General features: G+C 70.1%; 17 protein-coding genes. 12 read left to right on the forward strand and 5 right to left on the reverse strand.

The features are described from left to right. Nucleotides 1–14: 14 nt before the first annotated feature. Together VGR06_RS07620 and VGR06_RS07625 are read right to left on the reverse strand one after the other, a co-directional pair. The gene (locus VGR06_RS07620; protein WP_327558258.1) at nt 15–926 is read right to left on the reverse strand and encodes a hypothetical protein; all 912 of its coding nucleotides are present in this window, start codon (nt 924–926) and stop codon (nt 15–17) included. Nucleotides 927–972: 46 nt separating this feature from the next. After that, nucleotides 973–1,458, reverse strand: a complete 486-nt coding sequence (locus VGR06_RS07625) for a SigE family RNA polymerase sigma factor (protein WP_327558259.1) — start codon at nt 1,456–1,458, stop codon at nt 973–975. 159 nt (nt 1,459–1,617) lie between these two features. On the opposite strand from VGR06_RS07625, the gene VGR06_RS07630 reads away from it, so the two are divergent. The 3 genes from VGR06_RS07630 to VGR06_RS07640 are packed head-to-tail and all read left to right on the forward strand — an operon-like array spanning nt 1,618 to nt 4,756. Continuing rightward, entirely contained in the window at nt 1,618–1,950 is a 333-nt protein-coding gene (locus VGR06_RS07630) for a hypothetical protein (protein ID WP_327558260.1), read from the forward strand. Beyond that, the gene (locus VGR06_RS07635; RefSeq protein WP_327558261.1) at nt 1,947–4,295 is read left to right on the forward strand and encodes a hypothetical protein; all 2,349 of its coding nucleotides are present in this window, start codon (nt 1,947–1,949) and stop codon (nt 4,293–4,295) included. Before VGR06_RS07630 ends, VGR06_RS07635 begins: the two co-directional genes overlap by 4 nt. 5 nt (nt 4,296–4,300) lie before the next feature. Continuing rightward, nucleotides 4,301–4,756, forward strand: a complete 456-nt coding sequence (locus VGR06_RS07640; protein ID WP_327558262.1) for a hypothetical protein — start codon at nt 4,301–4,303, stop codon at nt 4,754–4,756. Between the two features lie 411 nt (nt 4,757–5,167). On the opposite strand, the gene VGR06_RS07645 is transcribed toward VGR06_RS07640, so the two are convergent. Next, complete coding sequence (locus VGR06_RS07645) at nt 5,168–5,896, reverse strand: hypothetical protein (RefSeq protein ID WP_327558263.1); 729 nt, start codon at nt 5,894–5,896, stop codon at nt 5,168–5,170. Between the two features lie 106 nt (nt 5,897–6,002). On the opposite strand from VGR06_RS07645, the gene VGR06_RS07650 reads away from it, so the two are divergent. The 6 genes from VGR06_RS07650 to VGR06_RS07675 all read left to right on the forward strand — a co-directional run bounded on the left by VGR06_RS07650 (nt 6,003) and on the right by VGR06_RS07675 (nt 12,860). Next, nucleotides 6,003–6,551, forward strand: a complete 549-nt coding sequence (locus VGR06_RS07650; protein ID WP_327558264.1) for an NADPH-dependent FMN reductase — start codon at nt 6,003–6,005, stop codon at nt 6,549–6,551. 126 nt (nt 6,552–6,677) lie between these two features. Further along, entirely contained in the window at nt 6,678–7,850 is a 1,173-nt protein-coding gene (locus tag VGR06_RS07655; protein WP_327558265.1) for an ROK family transcriptional regulator, read from the forward strand. Next, on the forward strand, nt 7,847–9,370 hold the full coding sequence (locus tag VGR06_RS07660; RefSeq protein ID WP_327558266.1) for a sugar ABC transporter ATP-binding protein: 1,524 nt from the start codon (nt 7,847–7,849) through the stop codon (nt 9,368–9,370). The genes VGR06_RS07655 and VGR06_RS07660 overlap by 4 nt, the downstream gene beginning before the upstream one ends. Nucleotides 9,371–9,461: 91 nt before the next feature. Next, a complete protein-coding gene (locus VGR06_RS07665; RefSeq protein ID WP_327558267.1) occupies nt 9,462–10,523 on the forward strand; it encodes an ABC transporter permease in 1,062 nt (353 codons plus the stop codon). 69 nt (nt 10,524–10,592) lie between these two features. Beyond that, entirely contained in the window at nt 10,593–11,669 is a 1,077-nt protein-coding gene (locus VGR06_RS07670; RefSeq protein WP_327558268.1) for a substrate-binding domain-containing protein, read from the forward strand. A gap of 18 nt (nt 11,670–11,687) precedes the next feature. Beyond that, nucleotides 11,688–12,860 (forward strand): Gfo/Idh/MocA family protein, encoded by a 1,173-nt coding sequence (locus VGR06_RS07675; RefSeq protein WP_414637186.1) that lies wholly within the window; start codon nt 11,688–11,690, stop codon nt 12,858–12,860. Between the two features lie 192 nt (nt 12,861–13,052). On the opposite strand, the gene VGR06_RS07680 is transcribed toward VGR06_RS07675, so the two are convergent. After that, entirely contained in the window at nt 13,053–14,354 is a 1,302-nt protein-coding gene (locus tag VGR06_RS07680; protein ID WP_327558269.1) for a hypothetical protein, read from the reverse strand. Nucleotides 14,355–14,383: 29 nt separating this feature from the next. Then, nucleotides 14,384–17,722 carry a ThuA domain-containing protein gene (locus tag VGR06_RS07685; protein ID WP_327558270.1) on the reverse strand — a complete coding sequence of 1,113 codons (3,339 nt, stop codon included), beginning with the start codon at nt 17,720–17,722 and terminating at the stop codon, nt 14,384–14,386. 251 nt (nt 17,723–17,973) lie between these two features. On the opposite strand from VGR06_RS07685, the gene VGR06_RS07690 reads away from it, so the two are divergent. The 3 genes from VGR06_RS07690 (at nt 17,974) to VGR06_RS07700 (ending at nt 21,692) form a co-directional block, all read left to right on the forward strand. After that, complete coding sequence (locus VGR06_RS07690; RefSeq protein ID WP_327558271.1) at nt 17,974–18,981, forward strand: sugar phosphate isomerase/epimerase family protein; 1,008 nt, start codon at nt 17,974–17,976, stop codon at nt 18,979–18,981. A gap of 360 nt (nt 18,982–19,341) precedes the next feature. Beyond that, a complete protein-coding gene (locus VGR06_RS07695) occupies nt 19,342–20,304 on the forward strand; it encodes an arabinan endo-1,5-alpha-L-arabinosidase (RefSeq protein WP_327558272.1) in 963 nt (320 codons plus the stop codon). Between the two features lie 92 nt (nt 20,305–20,396). Further along, nucleotides 20,397–21,692 (forward strand): extracellular solute-binding protein, encoded by a 1,296-nt coding sequence (locus VGR06_RS07700; protein ID WP_327558273.1) that lies wholly within the window; start codon nt 20,397–20,399, stop codon nt 21,690–21,692. Nucleotides 21,693–21,695: the final 3 nt, after the last annotated feature.

A 21,695-nucleotide genomic window follows, 5' to 3' on the forward strand; every position in this document is an offset into this window, starting at 1 on the left:
CTGAACGCAGTTGATCAGTTGATGCCCATGAGCTTCGCCATGTCCTGAATGGACATGGGGATGGTGTCGAGGCGGGGCGCGGTGTCCAGCATCGAGAACGGGGTCCAGGCTCCCGGAGCGGGCAGGGTGAAGGCCACGGTGACGCGCATGTCCGCGCCGCCGGCACTGTCCTTCTGGTCCCAGACGATGCCGCGCATCCGGTGGTCGCCGGTGTCGACGTCGAAGGAGGTGGCGGTGCCGTTTGACACCGTCACCGGCGCGCAGTGGTAGCTCGGCAGGCGGTCCGCCAGCTCGGCGCAGGGTTCGGCGGGCAGCCCGTAGATCGTCGCGGGGAACGCGCCCTTGGTGCGGTGCAGCCACATGAGGTAGCCGTACCGCCCGGAGTCCTGCCACAGGATGTGGAAGCCCCAGCCATAGCGTGCGCCGACCATGGTGGCGCTGCGGGTGCCGAAGTAGTCGGCGGTGCGCCCGGCGGGCAGCCGGTCGACGATGGTCTTGGCGAGCGCGTCACCGTCCTTGTCCTGCGCATGGCCGGCCGGCGCGCGGTGGGCGGGCTGCGCGGGGGGTGGTTGGGCGGTGGACGGGGTGCCGGACGGCGCGGGCGTACCAGGCGGCGGGTCCTGCGCCGGTGGCACGGTCGCGGTCTGCTGGTTGGGTGGCACCGCGGCCAGCGGCGGGGCCGGCGAGGTCATGGCGATGCTAGCGGACGGCGAACCGCCGAGCACCGGAAGGGTGCCGCCGGACGCCGGGCCGGTGGAGCCGAAGCTCCACGGCACGGCGACGGTGAGCACGGTGACCGCCGCCGCGGCCAGGGGGATGGCTCGGTGCACCCGCTGCCGGCGCCGGCCCTGCCGCATGATGTGTTCGAGGTCCAGCCCGATGGGCGGTTCGGGGTCCGGCAGGCAAGTCGACAGCGCCCCGCGCATCGCCGTGTCGAGATCATCAGGAAGTTCGGGAAGGTGACCGGCCAGGTCAGTGCACCTCCTCGATCAGATACGGCCGCATGGCCAGCACCGCCCGGTGCGTCTGGCTCTTCACGGTACCCGCGGAGATCCCCAGCGCCGTGGCCGTCTCGGCCACGCTCATGCCCTCCCAGTAACGCAGCACGACCACCGTTCGCTGGCTGGGGGTCAGCGCCGCCAGCGCCTCCCGCAGGCCGAGCCGGACGTCGGGGAGCGGGTCTGCGGCCGGACCGTCCGGCACGTCGGGCACCGGTCGCTCCCGCCCGGGTTGGCCGCGCCGGCTGGACAGGTACACATTGGCAAGGACCTTGCGGACATAGGCGTCCGCGGTGTCCTCCCGCACCCGGTGCCACACCGAGTACAGCCGCACGAACGCGGTCTGGACCACGTCCTCGGCGTCGTGCCAGTTGCCGGTGAGCAGGTACGCCGACCGGCGCAGCCTGGCCACACGTTCGGCAAAGTACGCCTCGAACGCACGGTCCGGCGTCGCGGTCATGCGCACCCTCGCTGATTGTGTGTACCGGACAGCTTGTCACCTTTCGGGCATCCTCAAGGCGATTTCCATCTTGTTGCAATCGCAACGGCACCGATCACGGTCCGGGTGGGTAGTACCGGCAAGCTCAGTCAGCGACCGGACCGACACGGGACGTGAATCATGGACGGTTCTGTGGCCCCGCCCGAGGGGTACACCGCGTCAACCGACTCGATGACCTCCTCGGCGAGGGCGATCACCACCGCGGCGGAGGACACCCGTGGTGACACCGACGACCTGCAGCCGACCCGGCTCTCCGAGGCCGAGTTCGGCCCGGCGCACACCGAGCACTTCGCCACCTACGCCGAGGCCGTCGAGCGGTTCGGCGCGGGCGCGCAGGCCATGTGCGACAACCTGATCGGCTTCGCCGGGCAGATCGGTGGCGCGGGCCAGTCGTACGCCGGCACCGATCAGAGCGCCGCCGGGACCGTCAACGCGTCGGGGGCCGGGTTATGAGCCACTCGTGGGACGAGGTCCAGGAGCTGCTCGACGACCCCTACGTCGACGGAGACACCAAGGAGCACCTGCTCGGCTCCTACATCAAGGAGAACTTCGGCTTCGCGCGGGATCACGTCCCGGAGGAGGTCCGCGAATACCTCGACGAGTACTCGATGGAGGGCGGGGACTTCGACCAGGGCTCGCTCGACGAGGTCTTCGGCCAGGCGCAGGACGAGTCGGAGCGGCGCGGATACCGGTCCCGGCAGGTCCAGGAGGACCTGGATGCCGGCCAGTCCGAACTGGGCGACATGCGGCCCCCTGCGGCGACCGGGCCGGGCGTGGAGACCTCGGACGAGATCTTCGAGCTGGCCCGCCCCGCGCTGCGGGTATTCGAGACCTGGCTGCCGATCAACGACCAGGTCCCGGAGAATCTGCTGGGGCATCACGGGCGGATCAGCCTCGACGACGTGCAGACCCGGTTCGACGAGCAGAAGGGCATCAACTTCCGGAAGTTCCTCGAGGACGCCGACCGGATGCGGCAGGCGCACACCGCGCTCGCGGATCTGGACACGACCGTCGGGCAGCAGTTGAACTCGATGTACCAGTTCTGGACCGGGCCGGCGGCCAACGCCTCGTACGACCACTACTCCCAACGGATCGCGCCGAACACGTCGGCTCTGCTGGAGGCGTTGTCGACCGGTCCGGATGCGGTCGAGGCCGCGGTGGAGAACGTGTTCGAGGCGTGCAAGAGCAAGGCCGAGCAGGTCGTCGAGCTGTACACCCCGCTGATGGGCGACGCGCCGCCCTACATCGCCAGGCGGATGGTGAAGCTGGCGCGCGGTGAGGAGGTTTCCCACGGGGAGGCCAAGTCGGTGGCGTCGTGGATAGACCGGCAGACCGGCGGCGGCTCCGAGCTCGAGAACGGGATGAACAGCGACTTCTGGGAACTGATCCTGCCGGAGCTGACGAGGTTCTCCGGCGAATGGATTCGGGATTGCTTCAACCGGGACCTGCACGACGGCATCTACGAGACCTTCGACCGGGTCTGCACCGACACCGCCGAAGCGGTCAACACCACCTACGAGGCACTGAACGACGCGCTCGGCGAGTACGACAACGGGTTCTCCGACGCCAGCGCCCAGCAGGTGACCGGGCCGGGCGCCGGAACCACCGCGGGAGCCGGCGCTGGCAGCGGTATGCCGGCGGGCGCGGCCGGCAGCGGGATACCGGAGCTGGGCGGCGGTGGTTCGGGTGGCGGTGGCGCCGCCCAGCCGCCGCCGGCCGTCGACATCCCGTCGCCGTCGACCATTCCCAGCCTGGCCGGCGCCGGATCCGGCACGGGTGACCCGGCGGGCCTCGGGTCCGGCACCGGCGATCCGGCGGGCACCGGCGATCCGGCCGGCACCCGACCTTCGGGCCTCGAACCGGCGTCGCCCGAACCGGGCGATCCGCCCGCACCGGAGCCGACCCGGCCGGACACCGGCCAACCGGAGACCGTCACGATCGAGGACGGTGACCGGACGATCGCGGTCTCCAGCCCGGACGGCCAGGGACGGGTGACCATCACGATCGACGACGGTGGTGCGGAGCCGAAGACGTACGAGATCGACTTCGGCGAGGCGACCGGCGCCGGCGCCGCGCAGGCCCACCCGGGGATGCCGCTGCCGGCACCGGCACCCGGGCCGGTGGCCGAGGCGGGACCGCTGCCGGGAATGGCGCCGCTGCCGGAGATACCACCGCCGCCGGTGGGCGGTCCGGTGCCGGACCCGCCACCGTCGGCGATCGGGCCGGACCTGCCGCCACCGCGTTACGGCGGGCCGGTACCGGATGCCGGGCCGGTGCCGGACCTGCCGCCACCGCCGACCGTCGCGGCGTCGGCGCCGGCCGGTCCGGACGGGGTGGCGACGATCAAGGACGGCGAGATGACCATCACCGCCGAGCGCCCGGCCGGCCTACCGGACCGGGTCGTGGTGACGGTCGACGGCGGCTCCGGCGAGGCGACCACCTACACCGTGGACTACTCCGACCCGGACAACCCGACGTCCACCGTGGCGTCGGCCAGCGCCGGAGCCGGCGGCCAGGCCGGTTCGTTCGGGTTGCCGGGCCAGGGTGAGTACACCGCCGCGCCGGCGTCCGGCGGCGGGAGCTCCGGCGAGGCCGCCCTGGCGTCGGCCTCCGACGGCGCCGGTCACGCCACCGGCGCCGGGGGCATGCCGATGCTGGGCGGCATGGGCGCGGCTCCGGGCGGGGGCGATCAGGAGCGCGCGGCGGGTCAGTGGCGGGTCGTGGGTGATCTGTTCGACGAGGATCGTCCCGAGCCTCCCGGGGCCCGGTTTCGCGGTGCGATCGGTGGAAGCCGGTGACGGACATGAGCGGCATGGTGGGCGGCGTCGCGGCGGCGATCTCCCGGATGGAGCGGGTGCGTAGGGAGATGGCGGAACGCCGGGGTCTCCGTCAGCGCCACGGTGCGGAGATCCGGGCGAGTTCCGTGGCCAGCCTCACCCAGCACGCGGCGACGGCACAACAGGCCGCCAGGGACCTCGGTGAGCGGGCACGCCGGCGGCAAGCCGCGGGCGGCTGGTCCACCTCGAGTACCGACCGCGACCGAAATCCCACGCTCGGGCTCGGAATCCGAGACAACGACGACCCCCCGGCCGTCGCCGAGCAATCCGGCTACCGCCCGCCGCCGGTCGTGACACCCCCGCCAGTTCCGGTCGCGCCCGAGCGGACGTCTCCGCCCGCCGTGCGGCGGCCGTCCCGGCCCCGGAGACCCGACGAGGACGACGACGACTTCTCGGGCCACAGCTGGATGGTCAACCGCTGACCCGGAAATGCGGTGAACGACGCTTTCATCACGCCCAGCGCGAGGAAAGACGCATTCGCCGCACCGAGCGCCGGGCGAGTTCGCCAAGCGGGGTCGTCCGTCAGGTCCGGCGGCCGAGCCCACAACGCGTACAACTCGTCTTCCACGGACATGCGCCCTCCCTCGTCAGAGTCGCAGGTCCTGGTCGGTCAGGCGCAGGTGTGAGGTCGGCCGGCCCTGCCGCCGCCGTGGCCGTCGATGGTGTCCTCCGAATGACGACCAGCAACAGGGCTTTTCGGCCCTGCCGCCGGGCTGTTCGCCCGGTCACAATAGAGGTGCTGACACACCCCCGGTCAGCGCCTGTGGAGATCCCCTCCTGGCCCCGCGCCTCCCCGGCGCGGGGCCTCTCCGTGCTCGGCGATTATCCAGGGATCAGACGGTGTATTCGAATTGCCAGAAGGGGCTCGGGGGCGGGCCGGGGGGTGCGGGGGGTTTGCCGCTGATGCGCCAGCGGCCAAGGAATGGTCCGGGGAAATCGAAGGTGTAGCTGGTCGCGGTAAAGGGCAGGAGGGTCGATAGCCAGACGGTCCACTGGCCGGGGGTCGAGCAGCCGAAGCAGTCGATTTCGATGCTGAGGGAAACCGCCCATTCCACCGGCTCCCAGGTGACCGTCGTGGTGCGTGGGAGCGTGCTGAAGACGGTTCCGTCAGCGGGGCTGACCAATACCGGGGACGGTCTTGGCTCGAAGCGGAATCCCCACCACACGCTGGTGATGCCCGGGGTGCCGTTGGGGGCGATCGCGGTGACCCGCCAGCGTCGCTCCTTGAAATCGGTCGCACGGTTCCAGGCGAAGGTCCAACTGGTGGCCCTGACCGATGCGCTCATCCACGGGGCCCACGTCGCGGCGCACAGGCACTGCACCTCGACGTCGTAGCGTTTGGCACCGTAAACCGGTTGCCAGGTAAGGGTTGTCTCCGGTGCCAGGTCGGTGAACAGGGTGCCGTCGGCGGGACTGGCCAGCACGGGTGCGGGCAGCGGGTCCTGTTGCCGGGTCAGGGCGTTTCCGGTCGCCCCCGGCGCGACCATCAGCCCGGCAGCGGCCAGCACCGCCAGCAGCCCCAGGACGGCCACACGAACAGCACGCCTCACGAAATGAGCCACCGACCACCACCACCCAACGGACAGAGTCACAGACGAACTTCTTTCGCACGGAAAGTCGCGCCTCCGAAGCTCAGCGTTACCGCTGCGTGGGTCTAGAGTCGTGCGGGTGGAAGCTACTCGGGAAATTCTGATGTTGTGCGGGAGCCTCCGCACCGCTTCGAGTAACTCCGCGCTGCTGCGCACGGCGCGGGCACTGGTTCCGGATGGGTTTTCGGCGCACTACTACGAGGGCATGGACACGCTGCCGCATTTCAACCCGGACCTTGATCGCGATCCGTTGCCGGCGGCCGTCGCCGATTTCCGTGAACGGCTCGCGGGAGCCGCGGCCATCCTGATCTGCACGCCGGAGTATGCCGGGGCCCTGCCGGGCAGCTTCAAGAACCTGCTGGACTGGACCGTGGGCGGGGTGGAGATCGAGAAACCGACGGCGTGGATCAACGTGTCCTCGTCGTCGACCCGGGCCGCTGACGCCCATGCGTCGTTGCGCAAGGTGCTCAATTACACCGGAGCGATCATCGTGGAGGACGCCTGCGCGCACATTCCGGTGCGTTCGGACATGATCGACGGGGGTCTGATCATCGACCGGGAGGTCCGCGAGCGGGTGGCCACCGCGCTGGCCACGCTCGCGGCGCACGCCGTCGCCGTCACGACCTGACACTCGCCCGGCTTTTGCTGAGTTGGTCAAAAGTTCGCTTCGATCGTTCTGAAGCTCTGGACAAAGCTGCCAGAAGTCTCCTACCGTGTCGGGCACGCACAGCGGCGAGCCGAGGAGGTGCCCGACATGCGGGAACCCCTGCACCTGAGGCTGCTTCGGCTTTTGCGTGATCTCGGGCCCACGTCCCGCGCGGAGCTCGCGGACGCGCTGGCGGTGCCGCGGCCGCGGCTGCTGGCGGAGCTGGAGCGGTTGGTCGCGGCCGGTTACGTGGCCGAGGCGGGGCTGGCCGCGTCGCGGGGCGGGCGCCGGTCGACGCTGGTCGAGCTGAACCCGGACCTGCGGTTCGCGGCCGTGGACCTCGGTGCGACGTCGATCGACGTGGAGATCACCAACGGGCGGCTGGAACCGGTCGTCGCCTATGCCGAGCCCGCGGACATCCGGTCCGGACCGAAGGTGATCATGAACCGGGTGGACGAGCTCCTGGCGAAGGCGCGGATCGACGGCGCGTACCAGCGGCTCACCGGGATCGGTATCGGGGTGCCGGGCCCGGTCAGCTTCCGGGACGGCATCCCGGTCTCGCCGCCGATCATGCCGGGCTGGGACCGGTTCCCGGTGCGGGAGTACCTGACCCGCGAGCACGGCTGCCCGTGCGTGGTGGACAACGACGTCAACATCATGGCGGTCGGCGAGAAGCACGGCGGCGTGGCGCAGGCCGTCAACGACTTCCTGTTCGTCAAGATCGGCACCGGGATCGGTTGCGGCATCCACCTTTCCGGCGAGGTCTACCGGGGACCCGCGGGCTGCGCGGGCGACATCGGGCACATCCAGGTCGACGGGCACGGTCCGGTGTGCTCGTGCGGCAACGTCGGCTGCCTGGAGGCGCTGTTCAGCGGCGCCGCCCTGGGTCGCGAGGCGCTGGCGGCCGCGCGCTCGGGCACCTCCTCGGCGCTCGCCGAGCGGTTCGCCGCGGCCGGTTCGGTTGCCGCCCCGGACGTCGCCGAGGGTGCCGGCGAAGGCGACGTCACCTGCATCCGGCTCATCCGCGACGGCGGCCGCCGCCTCGGTGGCGTGCTGGCCGGCCTGGTCAGCTTCGCCAACCCGTCGATGATCGTGATCGGGGGCGGGTTGGCGCAGCTGGGCCACATTCTGCTGGCCGAGATCCGCAGCGTGGTCTACCGCCGCTCGCTGCCGCTGGCCACCGGGAACCTGCCGGTGGTGCTGTCCGAGCTGGGCCCGCGCGCGGGCGTGACCGGCGCCGCCGTGCTCGCCAGCGACCAGGCTTTCGAGCAGGCGACATGACCGGGGACACGGTGCTTCGCCTCACCGATGTGGTGAAGACCTTTCCCGGCGTGCGGGCGCTGGACGGGGTGTCCCTGGAGGTGCGCGCGGGGGAGGTGCACTGCCTGCTCGGGCAGAACGGCGCCGGCAAGTCCACGCTGATCAAGGTGCTGGCCGGCGTGCACCGGCCCGACTCGGGCGGCGTGGAGTGGCTGGGCGAGCCGGCGGACTTCGCCACCCCGCAGGCGGCGATGAAGGCCGGCATCGCCACGATCTACCAGGAGCTGGACCTGGTCGAGTACCTCAGCGTCGCCGAGAACGTGTTCCTCGGGCACGAGCCGCGGCGGCTCGCCGGGTTCGTCTCGCGCGGCCGGATGGCGCGGCGCACCAAGGAGATCCTCGGTGGGCTGGGGCACGCCGAGATCCCGCCGTGGCGCGAGGTCCGTCACTTGCCCAGTGCCGGCAAGCAGATCGTGAGCATGGCCCGGGCACTGTCCCGGCAGGCGCGGCTGATCATCATGGACGAGCCGAGCGCGGTGCTGGCGCACGACGAGGTGGGCAACCTGTTCCGGATCATCCGGGAGCTGACCGCGCAGGGCATCGCGGTCATCTACATCTCCCACCGGCTGGAGGAGATCCGCGAGATCGGCGACCGGGTGACCGTGCTCAAGGACGGCCGGACCACCGCGACCGACCTGCCCGCGCGCAGCACGCCGACCCGTGAGCTGGTCAGCCTGATGACCGGGCGCACCATCGAGTACGTCTTCCCCGAGCGTCCACAACGGACACCCGGCGAGGAGCTGCTGCGGGTCACGGAGCTGAGCCGGGCCGGCGAGTTCGCCGACGTGTCCCTGACCGTCCACAGTGGAGAGATCGTCGGCGTCGCCGGGCTGGTCGGCTCCGGCCGCTCCGAGCTGCTGGAGACCATCTACGGCGGCCGGCAGGCCGACTCCGGGACGGTCGAGGCGCGCCGCCGGGAGCTGCGGCCGGGCAGCGTGGCCGCGGCGGTCCGGGCCGGGATCGGCATGGTGCCCGAAGAGCGCAAGGCCCAGGCGCTGCTGCTCGGCGAGCCCATCTACCGCAACATCACGCTGGCGAACTTCCCGAGCTACGCGCGGGGCGGGTTCACCAACGCCGCGCGCGAGCAGGCGGTGGCCCGCCGGATCGCCGACGAGCTGGACCTGCGGCCCCGGGACGTGCGCCGGCCGGTGCGCACGCTGTCCGGTGGCAACCAGCAGAAGGTCGTCGTCGGCCGGTGGCTCGCCGAGCAGACGAGCCTGCTGCTGCTCGACGAGCCGACCCGGGGCGTCGACGTCGGCGCGCGGACCGAGCTGTACCGGATCATCCGCGGCCTGGCCGCGGACGGTGTCGGCGTGCTGCTGGTCTCCAGCGAGGTGCCGGAGGTGCTCGGCCTCGCCGACCGGGTGCTGGTGATGCGGGAGGGCCGCATCATCCACGAGGCCCCGGCCGCGGACCTCGACGAGGGCGGCGTCCTCGACATGATCATGGCCGGTTCCCTGCTCGAGGAGGCGGAGCTGTGAGCGAGCTTGCGAGCGAACCATCGGGTACTGCCCTGCCGCTGAGCTTGCGAAGCAGCAGGGCTCGGCGGCACCGAGCTTGCGAGGTGACGCGTTGACAGGAGATCTGGCCACGGTGCCCCGCAAGGACGAGCCGGTCGAGGACCGGCGGCGGCGCGGCTGGTGGCGCGACGAGTCGACCGAGTCGGTGCGGCGCAACCTGGGGCTGGTCGGCGTCCTGCTCGCGCTGGTGGTAATCGGGGCGATCACCAAACCGGAGCTCTACGGCGACCTGAACTGGGTACTCAACAACACGGCCACGATCCTCCAGCTGGCATCCGTCATCGGCGTGGTGGCGGTCGGGATGACGTTCGTCATCACCGGTGGCGGCATCGACCTGTCGGTCGGCGCGATCATCGCGCTGGCCGGGGTGTGGTCGACCACGGTCGCGACCCAGAAGTTCGGCGCCGGCGGCATGATCTTCACCGCGCTCGCGGTCGGCGTCGGGGTCGGGCTGGTCAACGGGCTACTGATCTCCTACGGCCGGCTGGTTCCGTTCATCGTCACGCTCGCGATGCTGGTCGCCGCGCGCGGGCTGGCCTCGGAGATCTCCAACCAGCAGACGCAGGAATCCCGCAGCCTCTTCATCAACGACCTCGCCGCGACCAAATGGCTCGGTATCCCTTTGCTCGTCTACATTTTCGCCATGGTCGCCGCGGCGGGCTGGGTGCTGCTCAACCGCACCACGTTCGGCCGGCGCACGGTGGCCATCGGCGGCAACCCCGAGGCGGCGCGGCTGGCCGGGATCAACGTCAAGCGGCACACCATGCTGCTGTACGTCCTTTCCGGACTGTGCTGCGGCATCGGTGCGGTCATGCTGACCTCCCAGGCCACCTCCGCACAGGCGGCGATGGCCAACCTGTACGAGCTGGACGCGATCGCCGCGGCCATCATCGGCGGCACGCTGCTCGCCGGCGGCCGCGGCACCATCGTCGGCTCGCTGCTCGGCGTGCTGATCTTCTCCACGATCACGAACCTGTTCGCCATCAACAACCTCAGCACCGAGGCGCAGAACATGATCAAGGGCGGCATCATCGTCGCCGCGGTGCTGATCCAGCAGCTGCAGTTCAAGTCCGTCACCAGGTTCTTCGCCCGCAACAAGCTCACCAGGAATTAACTTCAACCACCCGCCGGGTGATCGTCCTTTATAGACGGTCGCCGGGACAGGCACACCCAGGAGGACGTCATGACTGATGACTGGCGCTACGCCAGCGAGCCAAAAAATGGGATACAGCGCCGCCACCTGCTGCTCGGTGGTGCGGCCGTCGGCGCGGGGGCGCTGCTGACCGCGTGCACCAGCAACGAGGAGCAGCCCAACACCCAGACCAACACCGGAGGCGGCGGCAGCAACCCGAACTCCAGCCCCGGCAAGAAGGTCACCATCGGGTTCTCCGCGCCGGCCGCCGACCACGGCTGGATCGCCGCGATCACCAACAACGCCAAGGCGCAGGCCAAGCAGTTCAGCGACGTGGAGCTCAAGGAGGTCGCCGCCGGCGCGGACGCGGCCGCCCAGCGCGCGGCGCTCTCCACGCTCATCTCCCAGAAGCCCGACGTGATCGTGTTGCTTCCTTACGACGGCAAGGAGTTGAACTCCTTCGGGCTGGAGGCGATGAAGGCCGGCGTCCCGGTGGTCAACCTGGACCGGGCGTTCCCCGACGCGCTGGCCTACCGGCTGCAGATCAAGGGCGACAACTACGGCATGGGTGTCTCGGCCGGCAACTTCGTCGCCGCCCAGATGAAGGCGAAGGGAGTGGCCAACCCGGTCATCGGCGAGATCGCCGGGATCGACCAGCTCGAGCTGACCCAGGAGCGCAGCAAGGGTTTCCGGGACGCGCTCGCCGCGGCCGGGATGCGCGTGTCGAACCGCCGGGCCGCGGAGTTCACTGTGGACACCGGCCAGCGCGAGGCGACGCTGCTGCTGCAGGCATTGCCGAAGATGGACGCGCTCTGGAACCACGATGACGACCAGGGTGTCGGCGTCCTGGCCGCGATCAAGCAGGCGAACCGCAGCGAGTTCCTCATGGTCGGCGGCGCCGGCTCGAAGTCCGCCATCGAGGCCATCCAGGCCGACAACTCCGTGCTGAAGGCCACGGTCACCTACAGCCCGTCGATGGCCTCCTCGGCGATCTCGCTGGCCCGCCTGATCGGTCAGAACCGCAAGATGTCCGACCTGGTGGAACTCCAGGTGCCAAAGGAGATCATCCTGGCCTCCGAGACCATCACCAAGGAGAACGCGGGCCAGTACCTTCCGCTCGGTTTCTGACACACCAGGGGGTCCACTGTGGACAATGGAGAGCTGCGGGTCGGCCTCGTCGGCTACGCATTCATGGGCACCGCGCACTCGCAGGCGTGGCGGACGGTCAACCGCGTCTTCGACCTCCCGGTGCGCGCGCGCATGGTCGCGATCTGCGGCCGGGACGAGGCGAAGGTCGCCGAGGCCGCCGGGCGTCTCGGCTGGGCGGAGCACCTGACCGACTGGCGGGCGCTGGTGGCCCGCGAGGACATCGACGTCGTCGACGTGTGCACGCCCGGCGACAGCCATGCCGAGATCGCCATGGCCGCGTTGACTGCCGGCAAGCACGTCCTGTGCGAGAAGCCGCTGGCCAACACCGTGGAGGAAGCCCGCGCCATGACCGACGCCGCCGCGGCCGCGCGGTTGGCGGGCGTCCGCTCGGTCTGCGGCTTCAACTACCGGCGCGTGCCCGCGGTCGCGTTCATGCGCCAACTCGTCGAGGAGGGCCGGCTCGGCACGATCCGCCACGTCCGCGCGGCGTACCTGCAGGACTGGATCGTCGACCCGCAGTTCCCGCTGGTCTGGCGACTGCGGCGGGAGGTCGCCGGCTCCGGTGCGCTCGGCGACATCGGCGCGCACATCATCGACCTGACCCAGTACGTGACCGGCCAGCGCATCACCGGCGTCAGCGCCCTGACCGAGACCTTCGTCAAGGAACGCCCCCTGCCCGCGGCGTCCAGCGGCCTGTCCGCGGTGGCTGACACCGAGTACGGACCGGTCACCGTGGACGACGCCGCACTCTTCGTGGCACGGTTGGATGGCGGCGCGGTCGCCACCTACGAGGCGACCCGGTTCGCCACCGGCCGCAAGAACGCCCTCCGCGTCGAGATCAACGGGTCCCACGGGTCGGTCGCCTTCGACCTTGAACGGCTCAACGAACTGGAGTTCTACGACGCCACGCTCCCCGAAACCGAACGCGGCTTCCGCCGAATTCTCGTCACCGAGCCCGACCACCCTTATATGTCGGCGTGGTGGCCCCCCGGCCACATCCTGGGCTACGAGCACACCTTCACCCACGAGCTCCGCGACTTCCTGACCGCGATCGCCGCCGGCGAAGACCCCACCCCGTCCTTCACCGACGCCCTCCAGGTCCAACTCGTCCTCGACGCCGTCGAACGCTCCGCCCGCCTCGACTCCTCCTGGATCAAGGTCGAACCCTGAGCTCCACCATCTCCTCGGCCCGCGAGCGAGGAACCCGCCACGGCAAGCGCCCCGCGGCGGTTTCGCAGGCCCGAGGCGTCGCCGGTGTGGCCGGGAACACGGGATCCTCCCGGCCACGCCGCGCGATGCACTTCCTGAACCCGGACCACACCTACCCCAACCCGTTTTCCGGTTTCGCGTTGTGGCGCTTGGTTAGCCCCGCAGCGTGGACATGTTGCGGGCGCTGATTCTGGTGTGGCGGAGGGACTGGCCGGGGTCGGCGGTGCCGCCGGGGGCGTTGTCCTGCTCGTAGTTGGAATTGTGGAAGCCGCGGGCACCGATGCCGCGGTAGAACGTGCGGAAGTCGATGTCGCTGCGGGGGTCGCCGAACGGGATGAAGTTGTAGCCGTTGCCGACACCGGGCGGTTCGCCGGTGGCGTCACCGTCTTTGGCGTGGAAGAGGGCGTAGCGCTTGGTTTGGCGCGCTACCTGGGCGCGGGGGTCGAAGACGTCCTCGACGCGGTTGCCTTCCCAGTCGTAGCGCCAGCGCCACTGGTGTTGGGCGACGTGGGCCCAGTAGATGTCCAGTTCTACCACGCACAGGCTGGGGTCGGTGACGTCGAGGTAGTGCTGCATGAGGCGTTTGCCGGATTCGCCGCGCACCTGGGTTGGCGGGATCGGGGCGCCGGTGACGCGGTCCTGGGTGACCGTGACGAGAGGGCCGTCCTGCAGGAAGTTGTAGGCGGGGGAGTGGTTGTGTGGGTAGAGATGTATTCCGGAGGCGAGGCTGAGACGGTTGAGGGCCTCCCATTTCTCGCCGGCGAGGGTCCACGGCTCGATGTTGCGGTCGTTGGCGCTGGTCGGGTCGTTGCCGGTGCCCATGTAGGGCATGCCGAGGATCGCGGCGAACTCGAGCTCGGTCTGGAAGCGTTCGCGGTCGGTTGTGGACATCGATCCACCGGGGCTGCTGGGGCCGGGCCAGGTGTTGGGGATGAAGCCGTGGTTGCCGATGGCCTCGAGGCAGAACTCGTCGAGGAAGCCGCGCAGGGTGCGGGCGTAGGCGAGGTAGGCGGCGCGGGACTCCGGGGTGACCACGCCGCCCGGGGCCGGGTTGGGCGCGGCGCCGCCGGGGTTCTCGGCGTGCTGGCCGTAGCCGGCGAACTCGATCTGCTTGAACCCGAGGCGGGCCAGGTAATGGAGCAGCTCGCGCCAGCCGCCGGGGAGGGGGACCAGCGGGCCGAGGTCGGTCGGGTCCTCAGGGAAGTGCGGCCCGCCGAGGAAGCCCATCGTCGGCGCGACGCCGAGCCGGGCGCTCGCCGCGATGCCGATTCTGGACGGCACGTCGCGCTGGGTGAACGTGATCGTGCCCAGCTTGCCGGGCGGGATGAGCCGCGCGCCGCCCTGCTCAGCCGTCGCGGACGCCGGGGTGGCGGCGAAGACCGACGGGGTCGCCGCCGCCGCGGCCATCACGCCCGCGCTCGCCATCAGCCGGCGCCGGTTCATCTGTGCGGTCATGTCTTTTCCTTCCGGGGTAGGCGAAACGTCTACAGGCCGATGCCGGCGCCGCCGAACTCGACCCAGTTGAGGTTGAAGAAGTTGTTCGCCGGCCCGCCGGGTGCGGGGCGGAACACGAGGTAGAGCCGGTGCGCGCCGCCGGGGTCGGCGAGCGGGAACACCTGGCTGGCATACGTGTTCGCGTCGGCGGTCGCCGCGATCGTGACCGTGCTCAGCAGCGGTCCGTCCACAGTGTCCTGATGGATCTCGACGAGGCCCGTGCCGCCGGAGGTGCGGAACGTGATCGAGTTGATGTCCACCAAGCGATAGGTGCCGTTCAGCGCGATCCAGTCGCCGTTGCCCAGGCTGCCGCGCTGCAGCCCGCCGCCGGCGTCGGTGGTCGGTGCGGTGTTGGTGCCGGACTGGTCGACCGCGAACTCGACCTCCTGATGCTTCTGCAGGATCGTCACCTGGTCCACAGTGGTCAGTGCGGGGACACCGCCGGAGCCGCCGAGATCGGTGTACCAGGCGCTGATGACGCCGAACACGTTCCCGCCGTGCGAGACGTCCTCGGCTTCGGTCGGCAGCGTTCCGGTGCACCCGTTCGCGGTCGCCTCGGCGTGGCCGTGGCTGTCGTGCCCGAGCACGAACGTCACCTGCACGCGGCCGCAGTCGATCGGGCCGTCCTCGGGGTCGGAAACCGTCACGGCGAACGGGATCGTGTCGCCGAAGGAGAACAGCCCACCCGCGGCCGGCACCGTCAGGTGCACCGACGGCGAGGTGTTGCCGACCGTGATGGTGGTGTTCGCCGACGCGGTCTTGCCGCTGGAGTCGGTGACCGTCAACCGTGCCGTGTAGACACCGTTGGCCGAATACGTGAACGTGGGGTTGGGTTCGATCGAGTCGACGGTCCCGTTTCCGTCGAGGTCCCAGGAGAACTTGATGGAGTCGCCCGGGTCGGGGTCACGCGATCCCTCACTGGAGAACGCGACCGTCAGCGGCGCCACGCCGTCGGCCGGCGTCGCGTTCAGCACCGCGATCGGGGCGCGCAACCCCTTGACGTAGCTGAACTTCACCAGCGCCGCGTCCGGGTTGATGTTGAAGAAGCCGTCCCCGTAGGTGAGCAGGTAGAAGTTCCCGTCCTTGCCCCACATCATGTCCATGGGGTTGTCGCACAGGAACGGCTTGGTCGGCGTGGTCGGTGCCTGACCGCAGTTGAGCAGGTCGTTGATCTTGAAAACCGCGCCGGACGAGTCCAGCCGGATCTCCCGCAGGTAGTCCCGGGTGAACTCACCGAAGAAGATGGCGCCGTCGTAGTACTTGGGGAACTTGGTGGGGTTGGGGTTGGCCGGGTTGTAGTCGTACTTCGCCGCGCCGTGCGGCCCGACGCCGCCGGTCCCGAGCTCCGGGAACAGCTGCGGGCAGGTGCCCGGCGGGTTCTGGCGGTAGTACGCCGGGCACGGTGTGCCGAGCGGGTTCGCCGGGTTGTTGTCCTGGTAGGAGTACCAGACCTCGGGCCGGGCGACCGGCGGGGTCACGGTCAGGCCGGTGTTCCACCGCGACGTGTTCTCCGGGCCGTGCGCCGGGTTGTTGCATTCGAAGGCCTGCGGCGGGTCGTCCAGCGGAGTGGAGGTGTTGAAGTTCCACCGGTAGTACGGCAGGTCCGGCGAGTAGCACAGCGGCCACCCGTAGTTCGCCGGCCGCCGCACCGTCATCATCCGCCCGGTCCCGGCCGGCCCGCGGAACACCTGCGGGGTCTGGGAGTCCGGCGAGTAGTCGGTGACGAACGCGACGTCGTCATCGTCGACGGTGATACGGAACGGGTTGCGCAGGCCCATCGCGTAGATCTCGGGCCGGGTCAGCGCCGTGCCCGGGGCGAACAGGTTGCCGGCCGGCGCCGTGTAGGAACCGTCCGGCCGCACCGTGATGCGCAGGATCTTGCCGCGCAGGTCGTTGGTGTTCTGGGCGGAGCGCCGGGCGTCCACGTGCGGCGCGTTGAACAGCCCGGTCGTCGTGAGCATGTCGTTGAACGGCGCGAAGCCGCCGGAGTTGCCGCCGCCGGACGGGGTGTCGTCGCCGGTGACCAGCCAGAGGTTGTTGTGCTTGTCGAAGTCGATGTCGCCGGCGACGTGGCAGCACGCGCCGCGGTTCACCGGCACCCGCAGGATCTGTTGCTCCGAGGCCAGATCGAGCGTCGGCGCGGGACCGTCGAGGAGCTTGAACCGGGAAAGCTGGAAGTACCCCAGCCACGGGTCCCACACCGAGGGGTCGGCCCCGGTGTTCGGCGCGTTCGCGACCGGCGTGCTCAAGGGCGGCGAGTAGTACAGGTAGATCCATCTGTTGGTGGCGAAGTCGTTGTCGACGGCCGGCCCGTACATGCCGTCCTCGCTGGCCATGTAGACCGGGATCTGCGCCAGCAGGTGCGTGGTGTTCGTGGCCGGGTCGTGCAGCCGGACCCCGCCGCGGCGGTCGGTCTGGACCACGCGCCCGTCGGGGAGCACGTCGAAGCCGATCGGCTCGCTGACGTTGGGTGGCGCGGCGATGAAGTCCATCTGGTAGTTGGCAAGCACGGTCGCGCCGCAGTCGCCGTCGGTCAGGCCCGCGGCCCACCGGATCGCGCCGCCGAGGTGGGACCGCATACCCGCCTCACGGAACGAGGACGGCGTCCCGCCGAAGCCGGTGTAGAACGAGCGGCCGCCCTGGAAGTCCTTGCACCACGTGATGGGATGGTCGAAACCCATGGTGCCGCCGGCGAACGTCGATTCGTCCACAGTGGACATGACGTGGGCGAAGCCGCGGACGCTGGACGTGAAGTTGTACCACCGGTCGGTGCGGGTCCACCGGTCCGGCAGGTTGGCCGAGGCCGGGTGGACGCGGTCGGCCACCTTGACCACGGCCTGGCTCACCGGCGCGGCACCGCTCGCCCGGGTGCCGAGCACGTCGGTGAGGAACGACCAGCCCGGCTCGGCCTCGATCGCGGTGTGGATGCCGACGAAGCCGCCACCGTCGTGGAAGTACGCCTCGAACGCGGCCTGCTCGGCGTCGGAGAGCACGTCGCCGGCGTTGTTGAGGAAGACGACGACGCGGTACTTCTTCAGGTGCGGCTTGTCGAACACGCGCGGATCGGCGGTGACCTGTGTGCTGAACCGCAACTCGGTGCCGAGCCGGCGGATGGCGTCCACCCCGGCCGCGGTCGACGGCTGCGGCGCGCCGGCCGTTCCGGTGAAGACGAGCACCTTGTAGTGCGAGCCGCCGCCCTCGACGGCGCTGCCGCTGTCGGGCAGGGGTGCCGCCGGTGCCGCGAGGGGGTTCACGGTGACGAGCAGGGAGCTGAGGAGCGCGGGCAGGACCAGGTGGGTCGCGAGCGCACGCCGAAGATGGGGTCGCATGGCACCTCGCTGTGTCGGGGGACGTCCGGGGGCGTACTGGTCCGGGCCGGTCGGGAACCGGCCTGGTCGCGGGATCCACCGATGGGGTACGGGTGCGCCAGGGCGGTGCCACGCGCGAGGATGCGTGCGATCCGCCATCGACGACGATATGCGGTGCGTCGATCGATAGGAAGAGCTGGCACGACGAAAGTTATGGGAACATCGTTCTAACTTCTGTACGATTCGATGAAAGCTGGCCGAGGAGAGCAACGATGCCGCGACCGATCACCCTGTTCACCGGCCAGTGGGCCGACCTGCCGTTCGAGGAGATGTGCCGGCTCGCCGGGCAGTGGGGGTACGACGGGCTGGAGCTCGCGTGCTGGGGCGACCACTTCGAGGTCGACGCCGCGCTCGCCGACGAGTCCTATGTGGAGCGCAAGCGGGAGACCCTGGCCAAGCACAACCTCCAGGTCTTCGCCATCTCCAACCACCTGGTCGGGCAGGCGGTCTGCGACCACCCGATCGACGAGCGGCACCGGGCCATCCTGCCGGCCCGGATCTGGGGCGACGGCGAGCCCGAGGGCGTCCGCGCGCGGGCGGCGGCGGAGATGAAGGACACCGCGCGGGCCGCGGCCGCGCTCGGCGTGGGCACGGTCGTCGGGTTCACCGGATCCTCGATCTGGCACACGCTCGCGATGTTCCCGCCGGTGCCCGAGTCGATGATCGACGCCGGGTACGCGGACTTCGCCGCGCGATGGAACCCCATCCTCGACGTGTTCGACGAGGTCGGCGTCCGGTTCGCGCACGAGGTGCACCCCAGCGAGATCGCCTACGACTACTGGACCACCAGGCGCACCCTGGAGGCCATCGGCCACCGCCCCGCGTTCGGCCTCAACTGGGACCCGTCGCACATGGTCTGGCAGGGCCTCGACCCGGCGGGGTTCATCCTCGACTTCGCCGACCGCATCTACCACGTCGACTGCAAGGACACCAAGGTCCGCACCGCCGACGGCCGCCGCGGCCGGCTCTCCTCGCACCTGCCCTGGGCGGATCCGCGCCGGGGCTGGGACTTCGTCTCCACCGGCCACGGCGACGTCCCGTGGGAGGACTGCTTCCGCGCGCTCAACACGATCGGCTACGACGGCCCCATCTCCGTCGAGTGGGAGGACGCCGGCATGGACCGCCTCGTCGGCGCCCCCGAAGCCCTGGAGTTCGTGCGCCGCCTGGCTTTCGACGCTCCGGCCGCGGCCTTCGACGCGGCTTTCGCCAGCAAGGACTAGCAATCCGGCCTCTGCACTTCGTCACCGTGTTGGCGTCTCACGTTGCCGTGTTGGCGCGTCACGGTGCCATGTTGGCATCTGGCGTAGGTGTGTTGGCTGGTGACGACGCCCCCGGACACCGCTGACGGTGACCCCGGCGCACACCCGGGCCCAAGACAGCGACGCCACACGCCAACACAGCCACGCCAGAGGCCAACACAGCGACGCCACACGCCAACATGGCTTCGCCAGAGGCCAACACACCGAACCTTGTTCGCCTTTTGACGAGGCCCGGCGTCCCCTTTACTGTTTTGTACGTTGCAGCTTCTCGAAAGCTGTTCGGTATTCCGAACGGCTCACCCCTGCTGAGGAGGAGCGCTGATGCAACGAGGTCTCGTCGTGGCCGCGCTGATCGCGGTGGTCATCCCGGTCGTGGTTCCGGGTGTGGCGGCGGCGGAGTATCCGAATCCGGGTCAGGTGACGGGTTCGATCAACGTGCACGACCCGGCCATGGTCCGGGCCGCGAACGGTGCGTACTTCCTGTTCTCGACCGGAAACAACCTCCCGATCCGGACGTCCGCCAACCGCGTCGCCTTCGCCAACGCCGGCGTGGTGTGGCCGAACGGCGCCCCGTGGACCACGCAGTTCACCGGCGGCAGCGCCAACCTCTGGGCGCCGGACATCTCGTTCCACAATGGACGGTATTACCTGTACTACGCCGCCTCGTCGTTCGGCTCGCGCAACTCGGCGATCTTCCTGGCCACCAGCACCACCGCCGCACAAGGATCCTGGACCAACCTCGGCATGGTGTGGCAGACCAGCAACGCCAACGACTACAACGCGATCGACCCCAACCTGGTGGTCGATTCGGCCGGCCGGTGGTGGCTGTCGTTCGGCTCGTTCTGGACCGGCATCAAGATGATCCGGATCGATCCGGCCACCGGCAAGCAGCACGCCGGCGACCGGACGCTCTACGGCATCGCGCGGCGGCCGTCGAACGGCGGCGCGGTGGAGGCGCCGTTCATCGTCGAGCGCAACGGTTTCTTCTACCTGTTCGTGTCGTTCGACCTGTGCTGCCGGGGAACCAGCAGCACCTACCGGGTCATGGTCGGCCGGTCGACGTCCATCACCGGGCCCTACGTGGACCGCGCCGGCGTGGCCCTGACCAACGGCGGCGGCACCGAGATCATGGCCACGCACGGCAGCATCGTCGGTCCCGGCCACGAGGCGGTGCTGCCGGACACCGACAACTGGCTGCTGGTCTACCACTACTACACCTCGACGGGCAGCCGGCTCGGGATCAACTTCCTCGACTGGAGCGACGGCTGGCCGCGCGCCTTCTGACCGCGGTGATCCTTGCCGGCCGGCCGGGCGACCGGCTACCGTAAGGTTTCGGATTTTCGGATTAGGTTCGATATCCCGAACGGATGTCACCGATGACATCACTGAGTCGTCGCCGTTTCATGGTCAGCGCCCTGGCGTTGGGCGCCACGAGTTGCGCCGGTTCGGACCTGTACACCGGCGCTGCCACCAAGTTGCGCTACTGGAACCTGTTCGGCGGCGGCGACGGCGTGAACATGCTGGCCATGCTGGACGCGTTCCGCGCGGCCAACCCGGACGTCGAGGTGGAGGCGTCGACCCTGGCCTGGGGGCCGCCGTACTACACCAAGCTGGCCATGGCCTCGACCGGCGGCCGGGCGCCCGACGTGGCGATCCTGCACCTGTCCCGGCTCCCGGCGTTCGCCCCGGCCGGCCTGCTCGATCCGGTCGACCTCGACCTGCTGGCCGAGGCCGGGGTGCGGCCCGAGGACTTCCCGCAGTCCATCTGGGAGCAGGGCCAGCACGGCGGCCGGACCTACGCGGTGCCGTTGGACACCCATCCGCTCGTCATGTACTACAACGTCGACGTCTGCGCCAAGGCGGGCCTGCTCGACGCCGCCGGGAAGCTGAAGCCGATCACCGGTCCGGACCAGATCATCGAGGCCTTCCTCGCCGCCAAGCGGGTCACCGGCGCGCACGGCATGTCGGTGGAGACGTTCGGCCCGGGCGCGGTCAGCCCGTGGCGGCTGTTCTGGACGATGTACCGCCAGCTCGGCGGCGAGCTCCGGCTGGACGGCCCGAAGCTGGCGATCGACGACGGAAAAGCGTTGCAGGCACTGGAGTTCATGCGGCGGCTGAGCACCAGCGGCGCGGCCGTGACCGAAGTGGACTATCAGGGCTCGGTGGCGCTGTTCGCCGCAGGCAAGGCCGGGTTCCACTGGAACGGCGAGTGGGAGGTCAGCTCGTTCCTGACCGCCAAGACGCCGTTCAGCATGACCCGCTTTCCCTCCGTGTTCAACGGAAGCGCGGTGGTGGAGGCGGACGCGCACACGCTGGTGCTGCCGCACCGGCGGGACCGCGGCGGCGCGGCCGAGCGGGCCGCCTACCGGTTCATCGCGTTCCTCCTGAAGAACAGCGTGACCTGGGCGAAGGGCGGCCACATCCCGGCGTACCGGCCGGTGGCCGAGAGCCAGGAGTACCTCGCCCTGGAGCCGCAGTCGGCGTACCGCTCGGTGGCCGACGAGGTGCAGCTCGACCCGCCGGCCTGGTTCAGCGGCTCCGGTTCGGTGCTGGAGACCGAGACCGGCGCCGCCTTCTCCACCGTGCTCACCGGACGCGGCTCCGCCCGGGACGGGCTCGACCAGGCCAAGTCCGCGCTGCAGAAGCTGCTGGACACGCCCAGCCCGGTTTAGCGG

Source organism: Actinophytocola sp. (assembly GCF_036002505.1).
GTDB lineage: Bacteria > Actinomycetota > Actinomycetes > Mycobacteriales > Pseudonocardiaceae > DASYTH01.

Coding starts and splice junctions, on each gene's coding strand:
- VGR06_RS07635 (WP_327558261.1), top strand. CDS start 1,947: ATGAGCCACTCGTGGGACGAGGTCCAGGAGCTGCTCGACGACCCCTAC.
- VGR06_RS07680 (WP_327558269.1), bottom strand. CDS start 14,354: ATGACCGCACAGATGAACCGGCGCCGGCTGATGGCGAGCGCGGGCGTG.
- VGR06_RS07640 (WP_327558262.1), top strand. CDS start 4,301: ATGAGCGGCATGGTGGGCGGCGTCGCGGCGGCGATCTCCCGGATGGAG.
- VGR06_RS07695 (WP_327558272.1), top strand. CDS start 19,342: ATGCAACGAGGTCTCGTCGTGGCCGCGCTGATCGCGGTGGTCATCCCG.
- VGR06_RS07685 (WP_327558270.1), bottom strand. CDS start 17,722: ATGCGACCCCATCTTCGGCGTGCGCTCGCGACCCACCTGGTCCTGCCC.
- VGR06_RS07655 (WP_327558265.1), top strand. CDS start 6,678: ATGCGGGAACCCCTGCACCTGAGGCTGCTTCGGCTTTTGCGTGATCTC.
- VGR06_RS07700 (WP_327558273.1), top strand. CDS start 20,397: ATGACATCACTGAGTCGTCGCCGTTTCATGGTCAGCGCCCTGGCGTTG.
- VGR06_RS07625 (WP_327558259.1), bottom strand. CDS start 1,458: ATGACCGCGACGCCGGACCGTGCGTTCGAGGCGTACTTTGCCGAACGT.
- VGR06_RS07670 (WP_327558268.1), top strand. CDS start 10,593: ATGACTGATGACTGGCGCTACGCCAGCGAGCCAAAAAATGGGATACAG.
- VGR06_RS07690 (WP_327558271.1), top strand. CDS start 17,974: ATGCCGCGACCGATCACCCTGTTCACCGGCCAGTGGGCCGACCTGCCG.
- VGR06_RS07660 (WP_327558266.1), top strand. CDS start 7,847: ATGACCGGGGACACGGTGCTTCGCCTCACCGATGTGGTGAAGACCTTT.
- VGR06_RS07620 (WP_327558258.1), bottom strand. CDS start 926: ATGCGCGGGGCGCTGTCGACTTGCCTGCCGGACCCCGAACCGCCCATC.
- VGR06_RS07630 (WP_327558260.1), top strand. CDS start 1,618: ATGGACGGTTCTGTGGCCCCGCCCGAGGGGTACACCGCGTCAACCGAC.